Here is a 25,242-nt window from a genome sequence, read left to right as displayed (position 1 = left end):
AGCACCAGTAAAGAGGATGAAAAAGGAGAGAAATAAAAGAACATAGCCATTGCCTTTCGTATTTTTTCGATAAAACAATGGCTTTATATCAAATTAATTGGAATCAGCGGATTATAATCCCCCAACTTCTCTAGGTGTCGCTCGCATAGAGCTACGAATTGTATTACCCATCATGTCCACTCTTGCTTGGAATGGTGGGAAAGGCAGTGGAATACCATGTTCTGCAAAGGCTAAAAGAATATTTTGATGAATTTCATGTCTGGCGGGCATTCTGTGTCCCATTTCAGCTGCATAAACACGCAATTCAAAAATTTGAATACCCTGTTGTAAATCGACTAAATAAACCTCAGGTGCTGGGTTTTCTAAAATCATTGTAGAGCGTTTTGAGGCTTCTAATAAAACATTTGTGACTTGCTCGCTATTACAGTCTGCTGGAGCAGGAATAGTCATCACAATACGGGTAACAGAGTCCGACAGAGACCAGTTAATAAATTGTTCCGTAATAAAGGCTTTATTAGGTACGATAATTTCTTTTCTATCCCAGTCGGTCAACGTAGTCGCTCGGGTGTTGATCTTAGAAATATTCCCCGTCAAATTACGGATGGTTACGGTATCGCCAATACGGATAGGTTTTTCAAACAAGATCATCAGCCCGGAAATGATATTGGCAAAAATTTCTTGTAAACCAAAGCCTAACCCAACCCCCATTGCTGCGACTAACCATTGTAATTTTGACCATTCAATCCCTAATAAGGAGAAGCCTACAATGCTACCAATTAGAGTGATGCTGTATTTAGTCATGGTAGTAATGGCATAGCCTGTACCTGGCGTTAAATCTAAATGTTGTAAAATAGCCAGTTCAAGTAAAGCGGGTAAATTTCTCACCAATTGCGTAGTGATAATAATTACAAGGATCGCCACTAAAATAGAGCCCATGGTAATAGGTTGTATGGTGTTAACTCCATTCACCGATGAGGTTACATCCCAAAGACGAATATTATCGACAAAGGAAAATGCGGTATTTAATTCAGACCATAATAAAATCATCGATACTAATGCAATCATGGTCAGAATAGAGCGAACTAAGCCAATAGATTGCGCACTGATTGCATCAAGGTCTATTTCTTGAGCCTCAATTTCAAGCCCTACTGTACTCTCACCGCTACTGCCCACTATGGTATTTTCATCTTCGCCTTTCGCACGTTGGGCAAGAATTTCAGCCCGTTTTTGTTTTGCGCGTTCAAAAGCTAATTTACGACGTTGAATAAGCATCCACCGCTGAATAATGTGATAGATAATCAGTAAAGCAAACCAAATTGCTACTGACATTTCTAAACGTCCAAGCAAGACAATCGAAGTAGAAAGGTAACCTAAAACAGCGGCTAAGCCTGCAATAACAGGGGCAAGAAGTAAGAACCACCATAAGATAGTGTTTATTGCATTATCACCAGACCCATGTTTATCAAGATAAAGGGGAACATGGGCTTTTTTAAGGCTTGAAGTAATAAAGCTTAGGGCTATACAGAGTAGCAAGAAACAGAAGCGACCGACGGTTGGTGCAAATTCTCTATCACTATAATATTCAAAGGTAATTAATGACATCATTAGTGGGACGATGACAAAAATAGAAAGCTGGTAAAAGCGCATTGCTTTTTTGACTCGACTCTCTTTCCATTTAAATTGAGCGATAAATAAACCGTTATGACGTGCGAAGGTCGCACTGATCATAAATAGCCATAACACAGGAGCAGCTGCTGTTACACCATAACCAATCGCGCCGGCCATTGGATAACGCCATTCAACACTTTGTAAGCCATAACCGACTGCAGACCATAATAGAGGTAACGGAAGTGCAATTAAAATAGACCAAAAAACGGTACGTATTGTCAGTGAAAAATGATCTTGGGTGACTTTACCAATACGATTACTGACTCTTTCTAGAAAAGCGTTGTAGTGTTTTCGAGTACGAAGGCTAAAACCAACAATTGATAAGGTAACAAACAAGAATAGAAACGTATCTTGGTTTTTAAGCATGCTAACAGCAGCATGGCCTAATTGTGAAAAGGTATCTAATGAAAGTAGCCGAGTGATATCTTTGACTAATAAAACTGGATAATTGAATTTGATAGGGCTGATATCGGCAACCCAGAACATATAGCGGTTTGTTGCGTCTTTTGTTTCTTTTAAAGCATCCGCTAATTGGGTTGTGGCGACTTTGAGTTTTGTTAATTCAAGGATCTGAGAGTCATAGCCTGATAGTAATGAATTTAATAGCTCATGGCGAGCTTGAATAAGGGAATCAAAGATATATTGCTGAGCTTCAGGTAATTTAGAGCCATCCGCCGTTTCAGGTGGCTGGATCTTGCTTAAATTCTCCAGCATATCTTCATAACCTAAACGCTCAACACGTAATTGAATAATATCTCTATCAAGTTCTTGTGAGCGAGGCATTTCAGGTAAACGAGAAAGTTGTGTTCTTAACGCTTCACCTAATGCGGTGGAGCCACTTAGCCACTGTGCTTGTTCGCGGATCGTGGTGAGTGTTTGACGAACTTGCTGTGTTTGTTGTGTAGTAATCCGTTGTTTTTCAGAGAGATCGCTCATTTCCTGTGTCTGTTTATTCAGGATTTGTGAAAGCTCACGGTTGGTTTGGATCTGTTTTGTCAGAAACTCAGGCAATTCACCACCTTGTTCTGCCAACATCTCTGTTTTTTCTAACGCAAGATCAGCCACTTCTTGGCGTTTTATATTCAATAAACTACGTAATTGTTGTAGTTGTACATCAAGGCGTTGATAGCGTTTTTTAAATAACTCTAAGCGAAGGCGTGCGATTTCTTGGCGATTATTAGCTGATAGTTGCGCCATTTCTAGTTCATTAACCATCGCTTTACGCGCTGTTACTTCAGCTTGAGTCAGTTTATTTTGAGCTTCTGTTAACGGGGTTGTTGATGCACTCACAGAGGCTAGTCTTGCTGTTGCGTCACTTAATAAACGACGTGCTTCAGAGAGTTGTTGAGGCAATAAATTTAAAGATTCACTGATTTCACGGCTTTTGTCTTGTTCTTGCTGTTGAAGCCTTGCTTGCTCCATTAATTGGCTACTGACTTGAATAATTTTCTGTTCTAAATCAGGAATGCTAATTTTTTCTGGGATAGTTGGAACTGCGTGACTTTCTTCAAGAAGCTTAGTTCTGAGTTCTTTTGTGATCTCTGGATAATCATCAATGGTTTTTTGATAGTTGTCTGCATTTGTTTGTGCTTTTTCACCATCATTAATCCAGTTGATAGTGCCTTGTAGCGCCTGAACAGTCTCAATATCTTGAGGATTAGTACTTCCTTCAAGTTGTTTAATATCTTGACGTAATTTTTCTACATCTGCTGATATTGCAGACGTACTTAACGAAAAAGTCAAAAAGAGCGAGAAAAAAAGACTGATTATCAGGCGCACAAAGGTTACTCCGAATTACGTATTATTCACTGATGGCGTTAACGTCATTGCCAGCAACATTGATGATGGAACCTAATTGTTCCCCCATTAATGTAACGGAGCCATTCATAAGATCTTTATTCAATTGAACGGTATTTTCAGGGAAAAGGTTGATAACAGTTGAACCTAACTTAAATCGGCCCATCTCCTCACCTTTTTTCAAGAATATCGCTCCTGCTTTGTCTGCTTGAGGATAAGTCCAACGCTTAATAATACCTTCACGAGGTGGTGTTACCATGCCACACCAAATCGTTTCAATACTACCAACAATAGTTGCACCTACCAGAATTTGTATCATTGGACCAAACTGCGTTTCAAAAAGACAAATAATGCGTTCATTACGTGCAAATAAGTTTGGTACATTGGCCGCCGTCAATGGATTAACAGAGAAGAGATCACCTGGAACATAAATCATCTCTTTTAATAAACCATCGCAAGGCATGTGAACACGGTGGTAATCGCGAGGCGAAAGATATGTCGTAATAAACTGACCATTACGGAATTTATCTGCCAACATAAAGTTACCCGCGAGTAACGCTTCAAGAGTGTAATGATGTCCTTTAGCTTGCAGAATTTGATCGTCTTGAATAAGACCAAGTTGGCTGACAGCACCGTCTGCAGGTAATGCAAGTTTGTCATTACCTTCAACAATAGGACGTATGCCGTCTTTTAAAGCACGAATAAAGAACTCATTGAATGTTGAATAAGCTTGGAACTGACTGTCTTTCGCTTCATTCATATCGACTTTGTAGGCTTTTGCGAAGGCTTTGATAACAAACTGGGTGATTGCACCCGCTTTTTTGTTTGCAAACCAACCCGCTAGCTGTGTGAGCCATAATTTAGGCAATAAATACTGTAGTTTAATTTTTAGCTTGTCCAAAATGGCAACCTCTGGGATTAAACGATAAAAAATAGACAAAAGGGGTCTATTGTACCCACCCTTAATCGGGTTGTCAGTGAATCAATTATTAAGAGTCTAAATTAATGTTCTTACGAACTTTCACCTGACTCATGCTTTCTAAAATACGATGGTAGTTTTCAAAGCGTGTTTCTGATATTTCACCCTTTTTTACGGCTTCATTGATTAAGCAACCCGGATCGTCTAAATGTTTACAATCGCGGAACTTGCAACCACCAAGGTACGGTCTAAATTCAACAAACCCTTTTGTCACTTGATCCGGCGTTAAATGCCATAAGCCAAATTCACGGACTCCTGGAGAGTCAATCACATCTCCGCCTTGTGGGAAATGGTAAAGACGTGATGCGGTTGTTGTATGTTGCCCTAAACCCGAGTTATCAGAGACCTGATTAACAACAATGCTTTCTTCCATCGGTGGTAGTAGCGTGTTAAGCAAGCTTGATTTACCCACACCAGATTGTCCAGCAAAAATAGAAATACGACCGATAAGTTCTTGTGTGAGCGCTTCTAGTCCTTCTTTAGTATAGCTAGAGACTTCAAGGACACGATAACCAATATCTTTATAAGTCTGCATCCATTCGCTTACTGTTTTACGGCTTTGTGTATCTAACATATCGATTTTGTTGAGTACAATCAGTGGCTCAACATTTAACGTTTCACAAGCGACAAGGTAACGGTCGATAATATTTAAAGACAATTCAGGCAAAATAGCGGAGACAATAATAATTTGGTCAATGTTTGCCGCAATAGGTTTAATGCCATCATAATAGTCAGGGCGTGTTAGTACAGAGGTACGCTCATGTACCGCTTCAACAATACCATTCACACGGACATTTTCTTGTGTTTGTAGCGCAGGGCGCCATACAACTTTATCACCCGTCACTAAGGATGAAATTGTGCGTCGGATATTGCATCGAGTAATCGTGCCGTCAGTCGCTTCAATATCTGCATGTTGACCAAAACGGCTGATGACTAAACCTTCGGAAGCTTCGCCTAATTGTGTATCGTCTAATTCAACGTGGTTCTTTTTCTCTTTGCTCTGCAAACGCTTTTTATGATTTTCTTGTACTCGACGTTGCTGGCCTTTAGATAATTTACGTTTTGTCACCGATCCTCACTTGTATTATTCGGTTAGATGTTCTTCTGTCGTGCTTATTGAGTAAACGCGCTATGATAAACGCTAAAATATCATGTCTCACACTTAGAAACAGCTAGGATATATTATGTCAAAAAGCGAGAACAATCTGATCTGGATAGATCTGGAAATGACCGGTCTTGATCCTGAATGTGACCGTATCATCGAAATTGCCACCATTGTGACAGATCCTCAACTTAATATTTTAGCCGAAGGTCCGGTAATTGCTGTACACCAATCTGATGAACAACTGAGTTTAATGGATGAATGGAATACACGCACTCATACGGGTAGTGGTTTAGTTGAACGTGTGAAAACCAGTCAATATGATGATAATTCAGCACAAAAAGCGACAATTGAATTCCTAGAAAAATGGGTACCTAAAGGGGTATCACCTATTTGTGGCAATAGTGTGGGCCAAGACCGACGTTTTCTGTACCGTTATATGCCAGAGCTAGAGCAATACTTTCACTACCGCTATCTTGATGTAAGTACACTAAAAGAGTTAGCGCGTCGTTGGAAGCCTGAAATTTTAGACGGCTTTAAGAAAAAGAATACTCACCAAGCATTAGATGATATTCGTGAATCTATTGCAGAGCTAGACTATTATCGTAAGACCTTTATTAAAGAGTAAAAAATGTGCATTCATGATTGATATTGCATCATTGTGATGATTTTATCGGCACGCAATCAAAAAAACGCATTTTTTTGTTGATAAGGGCTTGCGGTTAAGCATTTTTCTCGTATAATGCGCTTCCCGTACCGATGAAGAATTTTATTTGTACGGGTGTAAGAAAGACGCGGGAATAGCTCAGTTGGTAGAGCACAACCTTGCCAAGGTTGGGGTCGCGAGTTCGAGTCTCGTTTCCCGCTCCAATCTTTCTTAGACAATTGTTAGTAGTATTATGCGACGCGGGAATAGCTCAGTTGGTAGAGCACAACCTTGCCAAGGTTGGGGTCGCGAGTTCGAGTCTCGTTTCCCGCTCCAATCTTTCTTAGACAATTGTTAGTAGTATTATGCGACGCGGGAATAGCTCAGTTGGTAGAGCACAACCTTGCCAAGGTTGGGGTCGCGAGTTCGAGTCTCGTTTCCCGCTCCAAGTTTTTCTATTCTGTTTTATCAAATCTCATTTTTTAATCCTCATAAAGAAAATTTTAAGTTTTTCCTCTCGCTTTTTTAAATATCGACTACACTGTTTTAGGATCCTAAATTAGGGAATTTTACTTAATACACGTAAAGAGAGTGTGAGTGATTATTGTGCAAAAAAAGAAATGCCGTTAATGCATGTAAGATCAAGCTATTTTTTTGTGATCTATCTTTGATCTTTGCTTGCTTTTCTATTTTGACGGCACTAGAATGTGCGCCTTTCCTCATTTAAGGGGGAAATAAAAGGCGAGATCACTTTTTTGGTTTTAGGCCTTTATTCTGTTAAACACGCATTGAATAGTATTTTAGAAAAAAGAAAGGGTTTTAGGCGCTTTTCTTTAAAAAAATGTAATAAATATTCTACTATTCTTAAAATCTTCCCAAATTGATTTATCCACAGAGAGATGCTAATAACCACTGCATCTAAGCATTATTTATTTTTTTACTGCACAGAGTTATCCACAGAGACTTATCATTAAGTGATAAGAATACTATTCTCTTTAATAAATCAATTGGATTTTATATCTACTTGATAACTAAGTTTATTTTAATTTTTTTAAATTTGGGTCTTAGTTCGCTTGAATTTTTTTTTCATGTTGATAGGCAAGGGTTTTTTATTTTATTCACAGGTAAAATTAAAGATTACTCATTATATGTTTATTCTGTTAAAAACTAAGCATCTCTCGGTAAGCCTTTAGTTATTGCTCTTACTAGACGTTTTTGTTGCGAAGTCTGTATTTTTACCTCTTTTTCATTTCGTTTTGCTGTCTGCTGGGCTATTGCCCAATTCAAATGTTCATCTAAAACATCACTTAATCCAAAGCGCTCTTTCAAGGCAAGTATAATTTTATCTTGATAAGGTGCATTTCCTAACGCTACGCTAATATTTCTAAGCCAGCGTAAGTAACCAATACGACGGATCGGTGAACCTTCTGTTATACGAAGAAATTTTTCTTCACTCCATTGAAAAAGATCGAGTAATTCAGGTGTATGGAGTGCTCGGCGGGGAGAGAAATCTTCTTCACCTGTCAATGATGAGAAGCGATTCCAAGGACAAATAAGCTGACAATCATCACAACCATAGATGCGGTTACCCATTAATGGGCGAAATTCTTCAGGGATCGCGCCATCAAGCTCTATTGTAAGATACGAAATACACCGCCGTGCATCGATAGTATAAGGCTCGACAATGGCGCCAGTCGGGCACGTTGTCATGCAAGCGACACATTTACCACATTGTTCTTCGACAGGGCTATCTGTAGGTAAAGGCAAATCGATAAGTAACTCACCTAGAAAAAACCAAGAGCCAGCTTGGTTGTTGATAACAAGTGAGTGTTTACCAACCCAGCCAAGCCCAGCTTTAACCGCTAAAGGGCGTTCCATTATAGGTGCTGAATCAACGAAAGGACGAAAATTGACGATCCCTTGGTATTCATATTGTTGGCAATATTGTGTAATTTTTTCGCCGAGTTTTTTAAGACGCTGTCTTAATACTTTGTGATAATCCCGACCTAGTGCATAACGACTAATATAGCCTTGTTCTGGGTTATTTAATGTTCGAGCAAAAGCGGCATCTGTGGGAAGGTAATTCATTCTCACGCTAATAACCCGTAATGTGCCAGGCACAAGCTCATGAGGTCTTGCGCGTGTCATGCCATATTTCGCCATCCATGCCATTTCGCCATGATATTGTTTATCTAACCAAGCTTGTAAGCGAGGCTCTTCAAGTGATAAGTCAGTATCACATATCCCTGTTTGTTGAAAACCTAACTCAAAACCCCATAATTTAATGTTTTGAGCGAGAAGATTAAGATCGAGTGATGACATGAATAAACCGAATCAATAGGTAAGAGGTGAGTCCTAAGAGCGCGCAGTGTATCATAGTGAGTCAGTAGGAAAAATCCTCGCAATAAATAGATTTATGGTATGGTTATTTGATAGTTATTTCGATAACTATTTGCCTTAAGAGAACATATAAAGCTTGGTATTTGAGGTTATCCAACGATCTCTCTTTATTAAGCCGTTATAACTTAACAATAGATTATATAAATATGAAAGAATGGGTTGTTACATTAGAAGATGAAGCGGCAACAGTTGAACTTGGGCGTACTGTTGCAATGGCGACTAATCATAGCGGATTGATCATTTATTTATATGGCGATCTTGGTGCTGGAAAAACAACCTTTAGCCGAGGCTTTTTGCAAGCGCTTGGTCATCAAGGGCATGTTAAAAGCCCAACATATACATTAGTTGAGCCCTATATGCTTTCGCCAAATCCTGTTTATCATTTCGATCTTTATCGTTTAGCATCAGCTGAAGAGCTGGAATTTATGGGAATACGTGACTATTTTGAGCAAGACGCGTTATGCCTTATTGAATGGCCATCGCAAGGCGAAGGCTTTTTACCTAATGCCGATTTAGAACTTCATTTAAGCTATGAAGATGAAGGTCGAAAAGCGCGTTTTGTTGCCCTTTCACAAAGAGGGAATACTGTTTTATCCCATATTCAGTCTGCATAAAGGAATATTGATTATGTCGAGTCTCATCACTATTGTGAGTCAAAGTCAGCGCTATTTTGTTGCCTTTCTGTTGGTTGTTTTATCTTTTTTCTTTGTGCAAATCGCACAAGCTGCCACTGTGACAGAAGTAAAAGCAGAAAATGGTAGTTCAGTAACAACCCTCACATTCTCTTTTAGTGGTGGGAAGCCTAGCTATCGATATTATTCATTAAAAAATCCTGACCGTTTGGTGATGGATTTTAAACAGAGCACAAAAATTACAGGGTTGCCTGCAACATTAGGCAATGGGCAGTTAGTTCATAAAATTCGTGCAACGCAATCAAAAGATAGCCAATACCAAAGTATGGTCGTGGAACTTGCCCAGCCAGTTGTTGCGACTGAAAGGCTAATGAATGTAAGCGGGAATTATAAGTTAGTGCTTACTATCAAACCAATAAATGCTCGACAAAATAATCACTCTCAATCCACCGTGAATGTGGTCGCTTTAGCACCGACAACAATGACGGCGTCAGCCTCAAATACAAATAGAGAAATGGCGCCTTTAACCATGACACCCAAAGCAGAGGTTGCCCCAGTTGCTCCTATTGTAAAACCACGTACCACTCCATCAAAACCACAAGTGGGTTCTCGTCAAATTATTATTGCGATAGATGCAGGTCATGGTGGACAAGATCCTGGTGCGATAGGCCAGAAAGGTAATCGTGAAAAAGATGTCACTTTAAGTGTGGCAAGAAAATTAGAAACTCGTTTACATAACGATCCGATGTTTAAACCTGTATTAACGCGTAATGGTGACTATTTTATTTCCGTTGCTGGACGTTCGGAAGTTGCCCGTAAGCAAAATGCGAATATGTTAGTTTCTATCCATGCAGACTCGGCCCCTAATCGCAGTGCAAGAGGTGCTTCTGTGTGGGTGCTTTCTAATCGTCGAGCAAACAGTGAATTAGGTAAATGGCTTGAACAAAGTGAAAAGCAATCTGAATTACTGGGTGGTGCAGGTGATGCTTTATCAGATGGGGCTGATCCTTATTTAAGTCAAACGGTACTTGATTTACAATTTGGTAATTCACAGCGTGTGGGTTATGACGTTGCAGTTGCTGTGTTATCTGAATTGAGAAAAGTGGGGTCTTTACATAAAAAGACACCAGAACATGCGAGTTTAGGCGTGTTACGTTCACCGGATATCCCTTCAATTTTAGTTGAAACGGGCTTTATTAGTCATGCAGCTGAAGAGCAGTTACTGATTTCTGATGCCTATCAAGAAAAACTTGCTGCTTCTATTCATGCGGGTTTAAGAAATTATTTTCTGGCTCATCCTTTACAAAATGCACCCAATTGATTGAGTAAAAGGAAATAAAGGTAATGGCGATAAATTTATTACCTCCTCAGCTTGCAAACCAAATTGCCGCAGGGGAAGTTGTTGAAAGACCTGCATCTGTGGTCAAAGAGTTACTCGAAAATAGTTTAGATGCGGGGGCGACTACAATTGATATTGATATCGATAAAGGTGGCGCCAAACTTATCCGCATTCGTGATAATGGATGTGGTATCACTCGTGATGATTTGAAGTTAGCACTTGCTCGCCATGCAACTAGTAAAATATCAAGTCTTGATGATCTTGAAGCCATAATAAGTATGGGGTTTCGTGGAGAAGCATTAGCCAGTATTAGCTCTGTTTCTCGCCTAACGCTGACCTCACGTACTCAATCTCAAGATGAAGCGTGGCAAGCTTATGCTGAAGGCCGAGATATGACCGTTACCGTTAAACCAGCAGCTCATCCTGTGGGGAGTACGGTTGAAGTCCTTGATCTGTTTTATAACACACCAGCAAGGCGAAAATTTTTACGCACTGAAAAAACAGAATTTGCACATATTGATGAAGTGGTTCGCAGAATTGCGTTATCGCGCTTTGATGTCTCTATTAATCTTACCCATAATGGCAAACGTGTTCGTCAATACCGTGCAGTAAAAGATGAAAGCCAGCAAAATCGCCGTTTGAGTGCGATTTGCGGTAATAATTTTGTCAATCAATCAATGCATTTATCGTGGGAACACGGTGATTTAGCAATAAAAGGTTGGGTGGAACACCCCTTATCGCCAGTACAATGTAGTGATATTCAATATTGTTATGTTAATGGACGAATGATGCGTGATAGGTTGATTAATCATGCTATTCGCCAGGCTTATGATGGATATTTGAAAGAAGAACAACAGCCTTCTTATATCCTCTATTTGAGCGTTGATCCTCATCAAGTGGACGTTAATGTTCATCCGGCGAAACATGAAGTCCGTTTTCATGAATCACGTTTAGTGCATGATTTTATCTATCAGGGTGTGTTGAGTGTTTTACGACAAGCCACGCAGACACCTTTATCACAGACTTTAGATGAAGAAGATAATGAAATCACGTTGAGTTTTCCTGAAAATCGTCAAGTTGCAGGTGAAAACGTATTCTCACAGCCTTATCAAGCACCAGTTAGTCAGAACCCCGCCAATAGATCCCAGTCACATCAAGTTAATGAGCGGGAGACTCATCATCAAAAACAATCTCGCCAATTCGGTGAAAATCGTCAGTTTGGTGAAAGCTATCAACGTACACAAGGTGCGCTTTATCAAAAAATGATGCAAGAAAGTGCTTCTACATTAAATGATAAAGAAAAAATACCATTATTTCCTGAGCGTGCCCCATTGAATTTAGATGAAATCGTTCATACAACTAATAATATTAAAGAAGATGCGATTTCGGTGATGCCTCGTTCTGTCAATGCGAAAGAAGGGCAAACTGATTATACTTTTGGGCGAGTATTGGCAATTTATCAGCAGAAATATGCGTTAATAGAATCTTCACAAGGTCTTGGGCTGTTATCATTGGAACAAGCTGATTTTCTGTTAAAATGTGCGCAATTATTGCCTAAAGATGAAACATTAAAGCCCCAACCTTTGTTAGTGCCTTTAAAATTAGCATTAAGTAAAGAAGAAATTAATGTATTCAATCAGTTTCACGCATTAATCAGTGAATTTGGTATTACTATTGAAATTTCACAAGGTAAAGCAACAATATATGCAGTGCCGTTGCCTTTGCGTCAGCAAAATTTACCCGCGTTACTGACCGCATTATTGGCGTATTTGTCGATTGAAAAATTATGTACAAAACAACAGCTTGGGCAATGGTTTGCAAAACAGATAAGCGTAGAGCAAGCAATATGGTCACAAGCTCAAGCAGTTGGGCTATTGGCCGATATTGAAAGACTTTGTCCTCAATATGTCAGACAGCCAGCAAAAAACTTATTACAATTAATAGAATTACAACCGGTGGTAGCGGCATTAAATAATGAGCGATGTAAACATACAAATAAAACCTAAAGCTATTTTTTTAATGGGTCCTACAGCGTCAGGTAAAACAGCATTAGCAATAGCACTAAGACAAAAATTACCTGTAGATATTATTAGTGTGGATTCTGCTCTTATCTATCGTGGAATGGATATTGGAACAGCTAAGCCAGATGCGATAGAGCAATCGCTTGCGCCACATCGATTAATTGATATTCTAGACCCGGCATTACCTTACTCAGCAGCAGATTTTCGCCGAGATGCATTAAGTGCAATGGAAGAAATTACAGCTGCTGGGCGAATTCCACTATTAGTGGGTGGGACTATGCTATATTTTAAAGCGTTACTTGATGGCCTATCGCCTTTGCCTAGTGCCAATCCTGAGGTTCGTGCTGAAATAGAGAAAAAAGCAGCAGAGCAAGGATGGGAGGCAATACATAAAGAGCTTGGATTAGTCGATCCCGTTGCTGCGCAACGAATACATCCTAATGATCCTCAGCGGCTTTCTCGTGCGCTAGAAGTTTACCTGATTTCAGGTAAAACAATGACAGAGTTGACAAAAATATCAGGCGAATCTTTGCCCTATGATGTTTATCAATTTGCGATTGCTCCGAAAGATAGAAATGTTCTTCACCAGCGCATTGAAGCACGTTTTAAACAGATGCTAACGTGTGGATTTGAAGATGAAGTAAAAGCATTATATGAACGGGGTGATTTGCATGAAGATTTACCTTCTGTACGTTGTGTCGGTTATCGCCAGATGTGGTCATATTTATCAGGCGAAATAGATTATGATGAGATGGTTTATCGAGGGATCTGTGCTACCCGGCAATTAGCGAAGCGACAAATCACCTGGTTAAGAGGCTGGAATGATATTCACTGGCTTGATAGTGAAGAACCGAAACAATCTCTTGACACTGTTTTGCAGGTAGTTAGTGCATAGATGGTAGGTTTGTGTAAAATTGATAGTTGCCAAAGCGCAATTTTTGAGTAGTTCATTTTTCGAACCAATTGGGTTCTAATATAAAACAACAAAATAAGGAAAACATAGAATGGCTAAGGGGCAATCTTTGCAAGATCCTTTCCTGAACGCATTACGTCGTGAAAGGGTTCCCGTTTCTATCTATTTGGTAAACGGTATTAAATTGCAGGGTCAGATCGAATCTTTTGACCAATTTGTTATTTTGCTGAAAAACACAGTAAGCCAGATGGTATATAAACATGCTATCTCTACCGTGGTACCTTCGCGTCCTGTTTCTCATCATAGCAATACAGGTACGAATCAAACTGGTACAGGTTACAGCGGTAGCGCTACTCAGCAGGATGATGTTGCAGAATAATTATCCATTATTATTCTTGATATAAGAAAAACATAGGTAGGGAGACTTTACCTATGTTTTTTCCTGTTTTTATAAAGTCCAAGAGGTTTCGCCTTTGTTTGATCGTTATGAAGGTGGCGAACTCGCCGTCTTAGTGCACGTCTTCTTTTCTCAAGAAAAGGATGTTGATGATTTGCAAGAATTTGAATCCTTGGTGACATCTGCGGGTGTTAAGCCAGTTCAAATTATTACAGGAAATCGTAAAGCGCCTCATCCCAAATATTATGTGGGTGAAGGTAAGGCAGAAGAAATTGCCGAGGCTGTAAAAGCAAGTGGTGCAGATGTTGTTTTATTTAATCATGCACTGACACCGGCACAAGAACGAAATCTGGAAAGACTTTGTGAATGCCGTGTAGTTGATCGCACGGGAGTTATCCTTGATATTTTTGCTCAAAGAGCAAGAACTCATGAAGGAAAGCTACAGGTAGAACTCGCCCAGTTACGTCACTTATCAACTCGTTTAGTCAGAGGGTGGACTCACCTTGAGAGACAAAAAGGAGGGATTGGGTTACGAGGACCGGGTGAAACTCAGCTAGAAACAGACCGCCGCTTACTCCGAGGTAAAATTAGTCAAATTCTAATGCGATTGGGTAGGGTTGAGCGTCAGCGTGAACAAGGAAGACAAGCGCGGAGTAAAGCTGATATTCCAACATTATCCCTTGTTGGTTACACAAATGCAGGGAAATCGAGTTTATTTAATCATATTACCTGTTCTGATGTGTATGCAGCAGATCAGTTGTTTGCAACATTGGACCCCACATTAAGGCGTATTCAAGTTGATGATGTAGGAACAGTTGTATTGGCTGATACCGTTGGATTTATTCGACATTTGCCTCATGATCTTGTTGCTGCTTTTAAAGCGACGTTGCAAGAAACACGAGAAGCAACCTTACTTCTTCATGTTATTGATGCGGCGGATAGTCGTTTTGAGGATAATATTCATGCAGTTGAAAGTGTATTAGAAGAGATAGATGCTCAAGAAATACCCACACTGCATGTCATGAACAAAATTGATCTTCTTGAAGATTTCACTCCAAGAATTGATCGAAATGAAGAAAACTTACCCATTAGGGTTTGGGTTTCAGCACAAACAGGTGAAGGTATTCCTCTGTTATATCAGGCGTTGACAGAACGTCTTTCAGGTGAGATCGCACACTTTGAATTACGTTTACCGCCAGAAGATACAGGGCGCTTGCGTAGTCGTTTTTATCAATTACAGTCAATAGAACGTGAATGGATTGAAAAAGACGGTAAAGTTGGGCTAATCATACGTATGCCTATGGTAGACTGGCATCGCCTTTGCAAGCAGGAACCCAATTTATTGGATTACGTGGTCTGATATTCGGCCATAAAAAAGAACATTAACTGAGAGCTGGCGACGAAATCGGCTCTTAAGCCTGATAAATCTAATCATAATAATGGAGCTAGAACATGGCGTGGAATCAGCCCGGTAACAACGGACAAGACCGCGACCCGTGGGGTAACCGAAACAGCGGCAATAATAATGGCGATGGTAACGGTAACTCCAACGGCAATCAAGGAGGTCGGAATCGTGGAGCATCAGATCTCGATGATATGTTCCGTAAACTGAGTGAAAAACTTGGTGGTTTCGGCGGTAAAAAAGGTGGGAACTCCTCTTCTGGGCAAAATGGCGGGCCTCGTGGTAATGCTGGAAATCTTTTGATTTCTCTTGCATTAGGTGCGGTTGTCGTAGTTTGGGCTGCCAGTGGTTTTTATACCATTAAAGAAGCAGAACAGGGTGTTGTGACTCGTTTTGGTAAATTTTACCAAATCGTTGAACCTGGTCTGAACTGGAAACCGACTTTTATTGATGAGGTTCAGCCTGTTAACGTGAAAACTATCCGTGATTTAACCACGGGTGGCATGATGTTAACGTCAGATGAAAATATGGTTCAAGTTGAGATAAACGTGCAGTACGTTGTCTCTGATCCAGAAACATTTCTGTTTAACCTCACAACACCTATTAACAGCTTAGGTCAAGCAACTGACAGTGCTGTACGTGGTGTTATTGGTCGTTCAGAAATGGAAAAAATTCTGACTTCAAACCGTTCAGAAATTCGTGACCAGACGCGTCAAGAATTAGAAGAGACTATCCGCCCTTATAATATGGGTATCTCTATTGTGGACGTCAACTTCCAAGTAGCGCGTCCTCCAGAAGCTGTAAAAGCGGCATTCGATGACGTAATTGCGGCTCGTGAAGAAGAACAAAAAACAATTCGTCAAGCTGAAGCTTATAAAAACGAAGTGTTACCGTTAGCTAAAGGTAACGCACAACGTATGATTGAAGAAGCAACAGCGTATAAAACCAGTGTGGTGATGAGAGCAGAGGGTGAGGTAGCTAGCTTTGCTAAAATCTTACCTGAGTATCGTGCAGCTCCTGAAATTACTCGCGAGCGTCTTTACATTGAAACGATGGAAAAAGTGCTATCGAAAACACGTAAAGTCATTGCAAATGATAAAGGTAACAGCATGTTAGTGCTACCTTTAGAGCAAATGCTACGTCAGCCATCTCAATCGGGTGCATCAAATACCCTTGAGGCGCCGGCTCGTATGCCCGCACCAGCTCCAACTGTAAATCCAACACCGACACAAAAACCAGCAACAACGACTTATGGTAATGGTGGATATGGTAGTAATAATGGCGGTTATGGTCAGCCTTACGGCAATAATCAAGGAGGACAATAATCATGCGTAAAGTTATCGCTGTTGTTGCAGTTATTATTTTAGCGTTGTTGTACTCCTCTGTATTTGTCGTTCAACAATATGAGCGTGGTATTATTTTACGCTTCGCAAAAGTTGTTCGTGATGCTGAAAATAAACCTGTTGTTTATGAGCCAGGTCTTCATTTTAAAATTCCATTCATTGAGAATGTGAAAAAACTGGATGCGCGTATTCAAACTATGAATATCCAGCAAGACCGTTTCTTATCTGGTGAGAATAAAGACTTATTAGTTGACTCTTATCTAAAATGGCGTATCAGTGATTTCAGTACTTACTATCTGGCAACAGGTGGTGGTAATACAACGCAAGCTGAAACTTTACTGCGTCGTAAATTCAGTGACCGTTTACGTTCTGAAATTGGTCGTATGAGCGTAAATCAAATTATTACGGATTCTCGTGGTCGTTTAACCATTGATGTTCGTAATGCACTGAATGAAGGTACACCTTCGCGAGATACAAGTGCTGCTGATGATGCAATTGCCATTGCAGCGAAGAAAGTAGCTGAAGAAACTAAAGGTCAAGCTCCTGCTATCAATATGAACAGTATGGCGGCATTAGGTATTGAAGTGATTGACGTTCGAATCAAGCAAATCAACCTACCTATGGAAGTTTCTGAGGCGATTTATCAACGTATGCGTGCAGAACGTGAAGCGGTTGCTCGTCGTCACCGTTCACAAGGCCAAGAGCAAGCGGTGAAAATTCGTGCAGCGGCGGATAAGACAGTAACAGAAACATTAGCTGAATCTGAGCGTGAATCTTTACGTCTTCGTGGTGAAGGTGATGCACAAGCAACAAAACTGTTTGCTGATGCATTCAACCAAGATCCTGACTTCTATGCATTCATTCGTAGCTTACGTGCTTATGAGAAGAGCTTTAATCAAGACGGCAATGACGTCATGGTGTTAAGCCCAGATAGCGATTTCTTACGCTATATGAAAGCACCAACCAAAGCGCGTGCGATTGAAGAGTAATTAAAACGCATTAGGTTGACTGAATAAATAATAAAAAACCTCCACCTTAATAAGTGGAGGTTTTTTTTGATATCAATAAGATAAAAAGAATTACTTAGTAGCAAAATAAATAATTGTGCTTATTAAGATGAAAAATTACCCTTAATGGTTTCCAAAATGGCTTTAGCTGGGATAGTATAAAGTGAAAATTGCATTTCAAGATAAACCTTCGGCAATTCCGAAGCGTCTTCTTCGCCATTTTCACTTTTATGTCACTCTGCTTCCTATTTTTGCGATCAAAACTGTTGATGAAAGTCACAATATGTTTGTTGTGCGGATTTTTCGGGCAAAAATATTGACAATGGCAAGATAATCTATTGCTTAAAAGCGGGGATGACATAATTAGATAAAATCTACTGTAACTCTTGATTTGAGATGGTAGAATCCTTTTTTAAGCAACCGAGTGTATTTTGAAATGAGTAATAACGTTGTCGTATTGGGCACCCAGTGGGGTGACGAAGGCAAAGGCAAGATAGTCGATTTGCTGACAGAACGCGCTAAGTATGTTGTTCGCTACCAAGGTGGCCATAACGCGGGTCACACTCTAGTCATCGACGGTGAAAAAACCGTTCTTCATTTAATCCCATCAGGCATTCTCCGTGAAAATGTTGTTAGCATCATAGCAAACGGTGTCGTTTTATCACCAGAAGCACTGATGAAGGAAATGACCCAACTTGAAGATCGTGGCATTCCTGTTCGCTCTCGTTTACTTCTGTCTGAAGCTTGCCCATTAATCCTTCCTTATCATATCGCATTAGATAATGCGCGTGAGAAAGCACGTGGCGAGAAAGCTATCGGTACAACAGGTCGCGGTATTGGCCCTGCTTACGAAGATAAAGTTGCTCGTCGTGGTTTACGTGTTGGCGATCTGTTTGATAAAAAAGCATTTGCACAAAAACTCAAAGAAATCATCGAATACCATAACTTCCAACTGGTGAACTACTACAAAGTTGAACCGGTTGATTACCAAAAAACCTTAGACGATATCATGGCAATCGCTGATATTCTGACAGGTATGGTTGTTGATGTTTCTGACTTACTGTACAAAGCAACACAAAACGGTGAGTTAGTGATGTTTGAAGGTGCACAAGGTACTTTATTAGACATCGACCATGGTACTTATCCGTATGTAACCTCTTCAAACACCACAGCAGGTGGCGTGGCAACTGGCTCAGGTTTAGGCCCTCGCTATGTTGGTTACGTATTAGGGATTATCAAAGCGTACTCTACCCGTGTCGGTGCAGGTCCATTCCCAACTGAACTGTTTGATGAAGTGGGTGACTTCCTGCGTGAGAAAGGCCAAGAGTTTGGTGCAACCACTGGTCGTAGCCGTCGTACTGGTTGGTTAGATATCATCGCTATTCGTCGCGCTGTTCAAATCAACTCACTGTCTGGCTTCTGCATGACTAAACTGGATGTATTAGATGGTCTGAAAGAAGTGAAATTGTGCGTAGGTTATCGCTTACCAAATGGTGAAGTGATTGATACAACGCCTTTAGCTGCTGATGATTGGGAAGGTATTGAGCCTATCTATGAATCAATGCCGGGTTGGAACGAAACGACATTTGGTGTGAAAGATCACGCTCAATTGCCACAAGCAGCACTGAACTACATCAAACGTGTAGAAGAGTTGACTGGTGTTCCTGTTGATATCGTTTCTACAGGACCAGATCGCTCCGAGACTATTATTCTCCGTCATCCATTTGATGCTTAATTTGCATTAAATAGGTTTGATGTGAAAATCGTCCCTGAAAATGACAGGGGCGATTTTTTCGTATCTGTTTGTTAGTGAATTAAAGACAAAAATACACGTTACATAATAAGATAAGACAGCTTTACACTCGGTTTTGCTTCTGTTTTGTCTGTAATGAGTAAAAACAATAAGACAATGTTATTATTGTAACGCCAGAAATAGAAAAGCGATCTGTTGAAAATCGACAGTATCGCTTTTTCTTTGCCTGTGATGTCGCTATTATTTTGTTAGTAGTCAAGTGAGAGACGGAAATGACTCACTTTTGAGCATATCTTTGCTAAATGTCCAAAAATTAAACATAATATTGCTTAATAAAATGATATTCTCATTACTAATTACTTATCCCTTAACACATTTAATAGGGAAAACCACTTTTCAGAGGTCATTGTGCAATTAACCAGTTTTACAGATTATGGATTGCGAGCATTGATATATATGGCTTCACTGCCAGAAGGCAAAATGACGAGCATCACAGAAGTGACGCAAGTTTATGGTGTCTCACGTAATCATATGGTGAAAATTATTAATCAACTGAGCCATTTGGGATTTGTTGAGGCTATTCGCGGTAAAAATGGAGGGATCCGTTTAGGCAAGCCTGCAACAGACATCATTGTCGGTGATGTTGTCCGTGCTTTAGAGCCACTTTCATTAGTAAACTGTAGTGCTGAGTTTTGTCACATTACCCCAGCTTGTCGGCTAAAACTGGTTTTAAATCAGGCGATTGAGCAGTTTTTGAAAGAGTTAGACCGTCACACACTCGCAGAGCTAGTTGAAAACAATAGCTCCTTATATAAATTGTTATTAGAAGATATTTGAGTCTACTATTTCATTAAATCTGATAGCTTGGAGGTCATAATGTCAAAAGATCCTTTTCAAGATAGAGAAGCTGAGAAATACGCCTCTCCAATTGCTAGTCGCGAATATATTTTAGAAGAAATGAAAAAACGCACGGCTCCAATGAGCCGTGAAGATTTAGCGCAGGCGTTAAAAATTTCTGGAGAAGAAGACCTAGAGGCGTTACGTCGCCGTTTAAGAGCGATGGAGCGTGATGGTCAGTTAGTGTTTACTCGCCGTCAGTGTTACGCATTGCCTGAACGCCTTGATTTATGGAAAGGTAAGGTTATCGGTCACCGTGACGGCTATGGTTTTTTACGTGCGGAAGGTCAAAAAGATGACCTTTATCTTTCACAAGATGAAATGAAAAAAACCATGCATGGTGATGTGATTTTAGCGCAACCTTTAGGTATGGATAGAAAAGGTCGTCGTGAAGGTCGCGTAGTGCGTGTTCTTGAACCAAGAAATAACCAAATTGTTGGTCGCTATTTTATTGAATCTGGTATGGGATTTGTTGTACCGGACGATAGCCGTTTAAGTTTTGATATTCTTATTCCTAAAGAAGATATCATGGGTGCACGTATGGGTAATGTGGTGGTGGTTGAAGTCACTACAAGACCAACGCGACGGACTCAAGCTGTAGGTCGTATTGTTGAGATTTTAGGTGAAACGATGGGAACGGGTATTGCGGTAGAAATCGCATTACGTACTCATGAAATCCCTTATACTTGGCCTGCAAAAGTCACAAAGGAAGTTGCTGATTTAAAAGAAGAAGTACCTGATTCTGCCAAAGAAGGTCGTATTGATTTACGTGGCTTGCCTTTAATTACAATTGATGGTGAAGATGCGCGAGATTTCGATGACGCAGTGTATTGCCAACGTAAAAAAGGCGGTGGTTGGCGTTTATGGGTCGCAATTGCTGATGTTAGTTACTATGTGCGTCCACAAACGGCATTAGATACAGAAGCACGTAGTCGAGGAAACTCCGTTTATTTCCCTTCTCAAGTTGTCCCAATGTTGCCAGAAATTCTGTCTAATGGGCTGTGCTCACTAAACCCACAAGTTGATCGTTTATGTATGGTTTGTGAGATGACCGTTTCTGAGCAAGGGCGTCTCTCTTCTTATAAATTCTATGAAGCGGTGATGAGCTCTCATGCACGAATGACATACACCAAAGTGTGGAAGATTATTCAAGGCGATGAAGAGTTACGTGAACACTATAAGCCTATCGTTAAAGATATTGAGCATCTATATGAGTTATACCAAGCGCTTGATAAAGCGCGTGAGCAACGTGGTGCGATTGGGTTTGAATCTGAAGAAGCGAAATTTATCTTCAATGCAGAGCGCCGTATTGAACGTATCGAGCCTGTTGTTCGTAACGATGCACACAAATTAATTGAAGAGTGCATGATCTTAGCGAATATCGCCGCAGCTCGTTTTGTTGAGAAAAATGAAGAGCCTGCGTTATACCGTATTCATGATAAACCGAAAGAAGAAAGTGTACTGAATTTACGTTCAGTCTTTAATGAATTAGGTTTAACATTACCGGGTGGATTAACACCAGAACCAGCAGATTATGCACGTGTCATGAAAGAGGTTGAAGACCGACCAGACCGTGAAATGCTACAAACTATGATCTTGCGCTCAATGAAACAGGCGATTTACGATCCTGAAAATCGTGGACACTTTGGTTTAGCATTGAAGTCTTATGCGCACTTTACTTCGCCAATTCGTCGTTATCCTGATTTAGCCTTGCACCGAGCAATTAAATATCAAATTGCTAAACAAGAAGGTCACGGCTCACAGCGTTGGACCCCAACAGGCGGCTACCATAGTGATATGGATACTATGTTGCAATTAGGTGAGCACTGTTCTTTAACGGAGCGTCGTGCTGATGAAGCAACAAGAGATGTGGCTGATTGGCTAAAATGTGACTTTATGCTGGATCAAATTGGTCAACAATTTACCGGTATTATCACTAGTGTAACGGGCTTTGGTTTCTTTGTTCGCTTAAATGATCTATTTATCGATGGATTAGTGCATGTTTCTACATTAAATAATGATTACTATCAATATGATAATGTGGGGCAGCGTTTAATTGGCGAGTCTTCAGGACAAGTCTATCGTCTCGGTGATGAAGTTGAAGTTAAAGTTGAAGCCGTCAGTATGGATGAACGTACTATCGACTTCTCCTTAATTTCAACAACACGCACAGCGCGTAACCCTGGTAAAACAGCACGAGTTCGTGGCTTAAAGGGCGAAAAAGACAAGAAAAATGCAAGTTCTAGTAAGTCTCGACGTCGTGATGCAAGCAAAGATAAAAACTTTGAGCCAGATAGCGCCTTTAAAAAAGGAAAATCAGCTAAAAGTAATGCAAACAAAGACAGAGCTGTAAAAGACCAAGTTGCCAAAGATAAAGCGAGTAGTAAGCGCAAGAAAGCATCATCACAAACCAAAAAGATAGAAGCAAAGCTGAAAGCTAAGCGCGCGGCTAAACGCGATAAAGCATAAGATTTGTTCTTCTAGTTCTTTTTTAAAAGGCGGAGACCCCGCCTTTTATCTGTTTTATACCTTTTATTTTTTTAATGAGTAATCACCGCTATGAGCGAAGAAATTATTTATGGTATTCACGCAGTAAAAGCATTACTTGAGCGTGATCCTGCACGATTTAAAGAAGTTTATGTATTAAAAGGGCGTGAAGATCGCCGTTTAACTCCCGTTATCCATGAATTAGAATCCCAAGGGATTTTAGTTCAAGTGGCTAATCGTCAGTGGTTAGATAGCCAAACGGAAGGTGCTGTTCACCAAGGTATCATTGCAAAAGTGAAACCTGGTCGTCAGTACCAAGAGCAAGATTTACCCGATTTATTAGCTAAAGTCGGTACACCTTTCTTATTAGTGTTAGATGGCGTAACAGATCCGCATAATTTAGGCGCATGTTTACGTAGCGCAGATGCAGCCGGTGTACATGCTGTCATCGTTCCCAAAGATCGTTCTGCACAATTAAATGCTACAGCGAAAAAAGTCGCATGTGGTGCAGCGGAAAGTGTTCCTTTAATTAAAGTGACTAACCTTGCTCGTACATTGCGTTTTTTGCAAGAAGAGAACGTTTGGATTGTTGGCACAGCAGGGGAAGCAGACCATACTTTATATCAAAGCAAACTTACTGGTCCTATGGCTTTGGTGATGGGGGCTGAAGGTGAAGGAATGCGCCGTTTAACGCGTGAGCATTGCGATGAACTTATTAGTATTCCAATGGCGGGTACGGTGTCTTCGCTCAACGTTTCTGTCGCAACGGGTGTTTGCTTATTTGAAGCAATGCGTCAGCGTATTATTGTGAAATAATCGCTTAGCTTATTTTATTCTCTATACTCCCTTGAGTTTTATTGGTCGCGGGGGTATAGTTACGCGTCAATTTTTTCAGTCACAACTTAAACAAGTTCCTTGCCTCCATGGGTGGTGACTGACCCTGACAGGAGGCTGATAAATCCGTAAGGAGCAATATCAAATGCGTCATTACGAAATCGTTTTTATGGTTCATCCTGACCAGAGCGAACAAGTTCCGGGCATGATCGAGCGTTATAAAACCGCTATCACTAATGCAAATGGTCAGATCCACCGTCTAGAAGACTGGGGTCGTCGTCAATTAGCTTATCCAATCAACAAACTGCACAAAGCACACTACGTTCTGATGAACGTTGAAGCTCCGCAGGAAGTGATTGATGAACTGGAAACTACTTTCCGTTTCAACGATGCCGTTCTCCGCAACATGATCATGCGTACTAAACACGCAGTAACTGAAGCTTCTCCAATGGTTAAAGCAAAAGACGAACGCCGTCGTGATATCGCTGATGACCTCGATGAAGAAGATGAAGTTGATGATGTAGCAGAGGATTCTGAAGAGTAATTAGTGCTGTGACGGCTAATAATCATTTGGTGCTAACTGGCACAGTGTGCAAAGCATTAATACGAAAAGTTAGCCCCGCTGGGATCCCGCACTGTCAATTTGTTATTGAACATCGTTCAATGCAAGAAGAGGCGGGATTAAAAAGACAATCATGGTGTCGAATGCCCATTATTGCTAGCGGGAAAGCGTTACAAGCAGTTACTCACAGTATAACGGTCGGCAGCCAAATCACCGTTTCAGGATTCATTAGTAGCCATCAGGCGCGAAATGGATTGTTTAAATTGGTGCTTCATGCCGAGCAGATTGAATTGATAGATTCTGGAGACTAGCCATATGGCACGTTATTTCCGTCGTCGTAAGTTCTGCCGTTTCACAGCAGAAGGCGTACAAGAGATCGATTATAAAGATATCGCTACGCTGAAAAACTATATCACTGAAAGTGGTAAAATTGTACCAAGTCGTATCACCGGTACTCGTGCAAAATACCAGCGTCAGCTGGCTCGTGCTATCAAGCGCGCACGCTACCTGTCTTTATTACCTTATACTGATCGTCATCAGTAATAGGTATATAGTCCATTAATGACTTGTAGAGGATAAGGTAATGCAAATTATTCTGCTTGATAAAGTAGCGAATCTGGGTAGCCTGGGTGATCAGGTTAACGTAAAATCGGGCTATGCTCGTAACTATTTAATCCCACAGGGTAAAGCTGTTTCTGCGACTAAGAAAAACATCGAGTTTTTCGAAGCGCGTCGTGCTGAGTTAGAAGCTAAATTAGCTGAAACTTTAGCAGCAGCTGAAGCTCGTGCAGCGAAGATCAATGCACTGGGTTCTGTCACTATCAGCTCTAAAGCGGGTGACGAAGGTAAACTGTTTGGTTCAATCGGTACTCGTGACATCGCTGATGCAGTAACTGCAGCTGGCGTTGAAATGTGTAAGAGCGAAGTTCGCCTGCCAAATGGCGTTCTGCGTACTACTGGTGACCACGAAGTTCACTTCCAAGTTCACAGTGACGTATTCGCTGAACTGAATGTTATCATCGTTGCTGAATAATCTTTGATTAAACAGTGAATGTTGATAAAG

The 25,242-nt window shown here is 40.5% G+C and carries 21 protein-coding genes and 3 tRNA genes; 20 read left to right on the top strand and 4 right to left on the bottom strand.

The annotated features are described in order from the left end of the window. Nucleotides 1-111: 111 nt before the first annotated feature. From mscM to rsgA, 3 genes are all read right to left on the bottom strand, one after another. Nucleotides 112-3,447 carry a miniconductance mechanosensitive channel MscM gene (gene mscM / locus ABN080_RS12930; protein WP_196554244.1) on the bottom strand — a complete coding sequence of 1,112 codons (3,336 nt, stop codon included), beginning with the start codon at nucleotides 3,445-3,447 and terminating at the stop codon, nucleotides 112-114. Nucleotides 3,448-3,469: 22 nt separating this feature from the next. Beyond that, nucleotides 3,470-4,366, bottom strand: coding sequence for an archaetidylserine decarboxylase (asd, locus tag ABN080_RS12925; protein ID WP_349439843.1), 897 nt, complete (start codon nucleotides 4,364-4,366; stop codon nucleotides 3,470-3,472). Nucleotides 4,367-4,454: 88 nt separating this feature from the next. Next, the gene (gene rsgA / locus ABN080_RS12920) at nucleotides 4,455-5,513 is read right to left on the bottom strand and encodes a small ribosomal subunit biogenesis GTPase RsgA (protein WP_197269655.1); all 1,059 of its coding nucleotides are present in this window, start codon (nucleotides 5,511-5,513) and stop codon (nucleotides 4,455-4,457) included. A 115-nt stretch (nucleotides 5,514-5,628) separates the two neighbouring features. Here rsgA and orn point away from each other — a divergent pair, with 115 nt between their 5' ends. The 4 genes from orn to ABN080_RS12900 all read left to right on the top strand — a co-directional run bounded on the left by orn (nucleotide 5,629) and on the right by ABN080_RS12900 (nucleotide 6,640). Next, a complete protein-coding gene (orn, locus tag ABN080_RS12915) occupies nucleotides 5,629-6,174 on the top strand; it encodes an oligoribonuclease (RefSeq protein ID WP_109410158.1) in 546 nt (181 codons plus the stop codon). Between the two features lie 166 nt (nucleotides 6,175-6,340). Continuing rightward, nucleotides 6,341-6,416 (top strand) — tRNA-Gly (locus ABN080_RS12910). A 36-nt stretch (nucleotides 6,417-6,452) separates the two neighbouring features. Then, nucleotides 6,453-6,528: transfer RNA gene (locus ABN080_RS12905), tRNA-Gly, on the top strand. A gap of 36 nt (nucleotides 6,529-6,564) precedes the next feature. Then, nucleotides 6,565-6,640 (top strand) — tRNA-Gly (locus ABN080_RS12900). 719 nt (nucleotides 6,641-7,359) lie between these two features. On the opposite strand, the gene queG is transcribed toward ABN080_RS12900, so the two are convergent. Beyond that, complete coding sequence (gene queG / locus ABN080_RS12895) at nucleotides 7,360-8,514, bottom strand: tRNA epoxyqueuosine(34) reductase QueG (RefSeq protein ID WP_349439520.1); 1,155 nt, start codon at nucleotides 8,512-8,514, stop codon at nucleotides 7,360-7,362. A 224-nt stretch (nucleotides 8,515-8,738) separates the two neighbouring features. Here queG and tsaE point away from each other — a divergent pair, with 224 nt between their 5' ends. From tsaE to rplI, 16 genes are all read left to right on the top strand, one after another. Next, nucleotides 8,739-9,206, top strand: a complete 468-nt coding sequence (gene tsaE, locus ABN080_RS12890; protein ID WP_072069608.1) for a tRNA (adenosine(37)-N6)-threonylcarbamoyltransferase complex ATPase subunit type 1 TsaE — start codon at nucleotides 8,739-8,741, stop codon at nucleotides 9,204-9,206. 13 nt (nucleotides 9,207-9,219) lie between these two features. Further along, a complete protein-coding gene (locus ABN080_RS12885) occupies nucleotides 9,220-10,545 on the top strand; it encodes an N-acetylmuramoyl-L-alanine amidase (RefSeq protein ID WP_349441214.1) in 1,326 nt (441 codons plus the stop codon). Nucleotides 10,546-10,568: 23 nt separating this feature from the next. Next, nucleotides 10,569-12,569, top strand: coding sequence for a DNA mismatch repair endonuclease MutL (gene mutL / locus ABN080_RS12880; RefSeq protein ID WP_349441213.1), 2,001 nt, complete (start codon nucleotides 10,569-10,571; stop codon nucleotides 12,567-12,569). Then, nucleotides 12,538-13,479: a tRNA (adenosine(37)-N6)-dimethylallyltransferase MiaA gene (miaA, locus tag ABN080_RS12875; RefSeq protein ID WP_072069605.1), complete on the top strand. Its 942-nt coding sequence runs from the start codon at nucleotides 12,538-12,540 to the stop codon at nucleotides 13,477-13,479. The genes mutL and miaA overlap by 32 nt, the downstream gene beginning before the upstream one ends. Before the next feature lie 109 nt (nucleotides 13,480-13,588). Then, on the top strand, nucleotides 13,589-13,876 hold the full coding sequence (hfq, locus tag ABN080_RS12870; RefSeq protein WP_072069604.1) for an RNA chaperone Hfq: 288 nt from the start codon (nucleotides 13,589-13,591) through the stop codon (nucleotides 13,874-13,876). Nucleotides 13,877-13,970: 94 nt separating this feature from the next. Then, a complete protein-coding gene (hflX, locus tag ABN080_RS12865) occupies nucleotides 13,971-15,254 on the top strand; it encodes a ribosome rescue GTPase HflX (protein ID WP_072069603.1) in 1,284 nt (427 codons plus the stop codon). 92 nt (nucleotides 15,255-15,346) lie between these two features. After that, on the top strand, nucleotides 15,347-16,621 hold the full coding sequence (gene hflK, locus ABN080_RS12860; protein ID WP_196554252.1) for an FtsH protease activity modulator HflK: 1,275 nt from the start codon (nucleotides 15,347-15,349) through the stop codon (nucleotides 16,619-16,621). Nucleotides 16,622-16,623: 2 nt separating this feature from the next. Continuing rightward, the gene (gene hflC, locus ABN080_RS12855) at nucleotides 16,624-17,628 is read left to right on the top strand and encodes a protease modulator HflC (RefSeq protein ID WP_069369876.1); all 1,005 of its coding nucleotides are present in this window, start codon (nucleotides 16,624-16,626) and stop codon (nucleotides 17,626-17,628) included. A 454-nt stretch (nucleotides 17,629-18,082) separates the two neighbouring features. Next, entirely contained in the window at nucleotides 18,083-19,381 is a 1,299-nt protein-coding gene (locus tag ABN080_RS12850; protein ID WP_072069601.1) for an adenylosuccinate synthase, read from the top strand. A 426-nt stretch (nucleotides 19,382-19,807) separates the two neighbouring features. Continuing rightward, on the top strand, nucleotides 19,808-20,236 hold the full coding sequence (gene nsrR / locus ABN080_RS12845; RefSeq protein ID WP_115351225.1) for a nitric oxide-sensing transcriptional repressor NsrR: 429 nt from the start codon (nucleotides 19,808-19,810) through the stop codon (nucleotides 20,234-20,236). 39 nt (nucleotides 20,237-20,275) lie between these two features. Continuing rightward, entirely contained in the window at nucleotides 20,276-22,765 is a 2,490-nt protein-coding gene (rnr, locus tag ABN080_RS12840; RefSeq protein WP_349441212.1) for a ribonuclease R, read from the top strand. 90 nt (nucleotides 22,766-22,855) lie between these two features. After that, the gene (gene rlmB / locus ABN080_RS12835; protein WP_196554254.1) at nucleotides 22,856-23,599 is read left to right on the top strand and encodes a 23S rRNA (guanosine(2251)-2'-O)-methyltransferase RlmB; all 744 of its coding nucleotides are present in this window, start codon (nucleotides 22,856-22,858) and stop codon (nucleotides 23,597-23,599) included. A gap of 163 nt (nucleotides 23,600-23,762) precedes the next feature. Continuing rightward, the gene (gene rpsF, locus ABN080_RS12830; RefSeq protein ID WP_072069598.1) at nucleotides 23,763-24,161 is read left to right on the top strand and encodes a 30S ribosomal protein S6; all 399 of its coding nucleotides are present in this window, start codon (nucleotides 23,763-23,765) and stop codon (nucleotides 24,159-24,161) included. An 8-nt stretch (nucleotides 24,162-24,169) separates the two neighbouring features. After that, nucleotides 24,170-24,490 (top strand): primosomal replication protein N, encoded by a 321-nt coding sequence (priB, locus tag ABN080_RS12825; protein WP_036939458.1) that lies wholly within the window; start codon nucleotides 24,170-24,172, stop codon nucleotides 24,488-24,490. Between the two features lie 4 nt (nucleotides 24,491-24,494). After that, nucleotides 24,495-24,722 (top strand): 30S ribosomal protein S18, encoded by a 228-nt coding sequence (gene rpsR, locus ABN080_RS12820; protein WP_000135199.1) that lies wholly within the window; start codon nucleotides 24,495-24,497, stop codon nucleotides 24,720-24,722. A gap of 40 nt (nucleotides 24,723-24,762) precedes the next feature. After that, a complete protein-coding gene (gene rplI, locus ABN080_RS12815) occupies nucleotides 24,763-25,212 on the top strand; it encodes a 50S ribosomal protein L9 (protein ID WP_023583606.1) in 450 nt (149 codons plus the stop codon). Nucleotides 25,213-25,242 lie beyond the last annotated feature (30 nt).

The sequence above is a fragment of the Proteus sp. fly-1089 genome, from assembly GCF_040138965.1.
GTDB classification, from domain to species: domain Bacteria; phylum Pseudomonadota; class Gammaproteobacteria; order Enterobacterales; family Enterobacteriaceae; genus Proteus; species Proteus vulgaris_B.
Note: the sequence above shows the minus strand (reverse complement) of the source record. Positions and strands in the feature narration are given on the sequence as shown.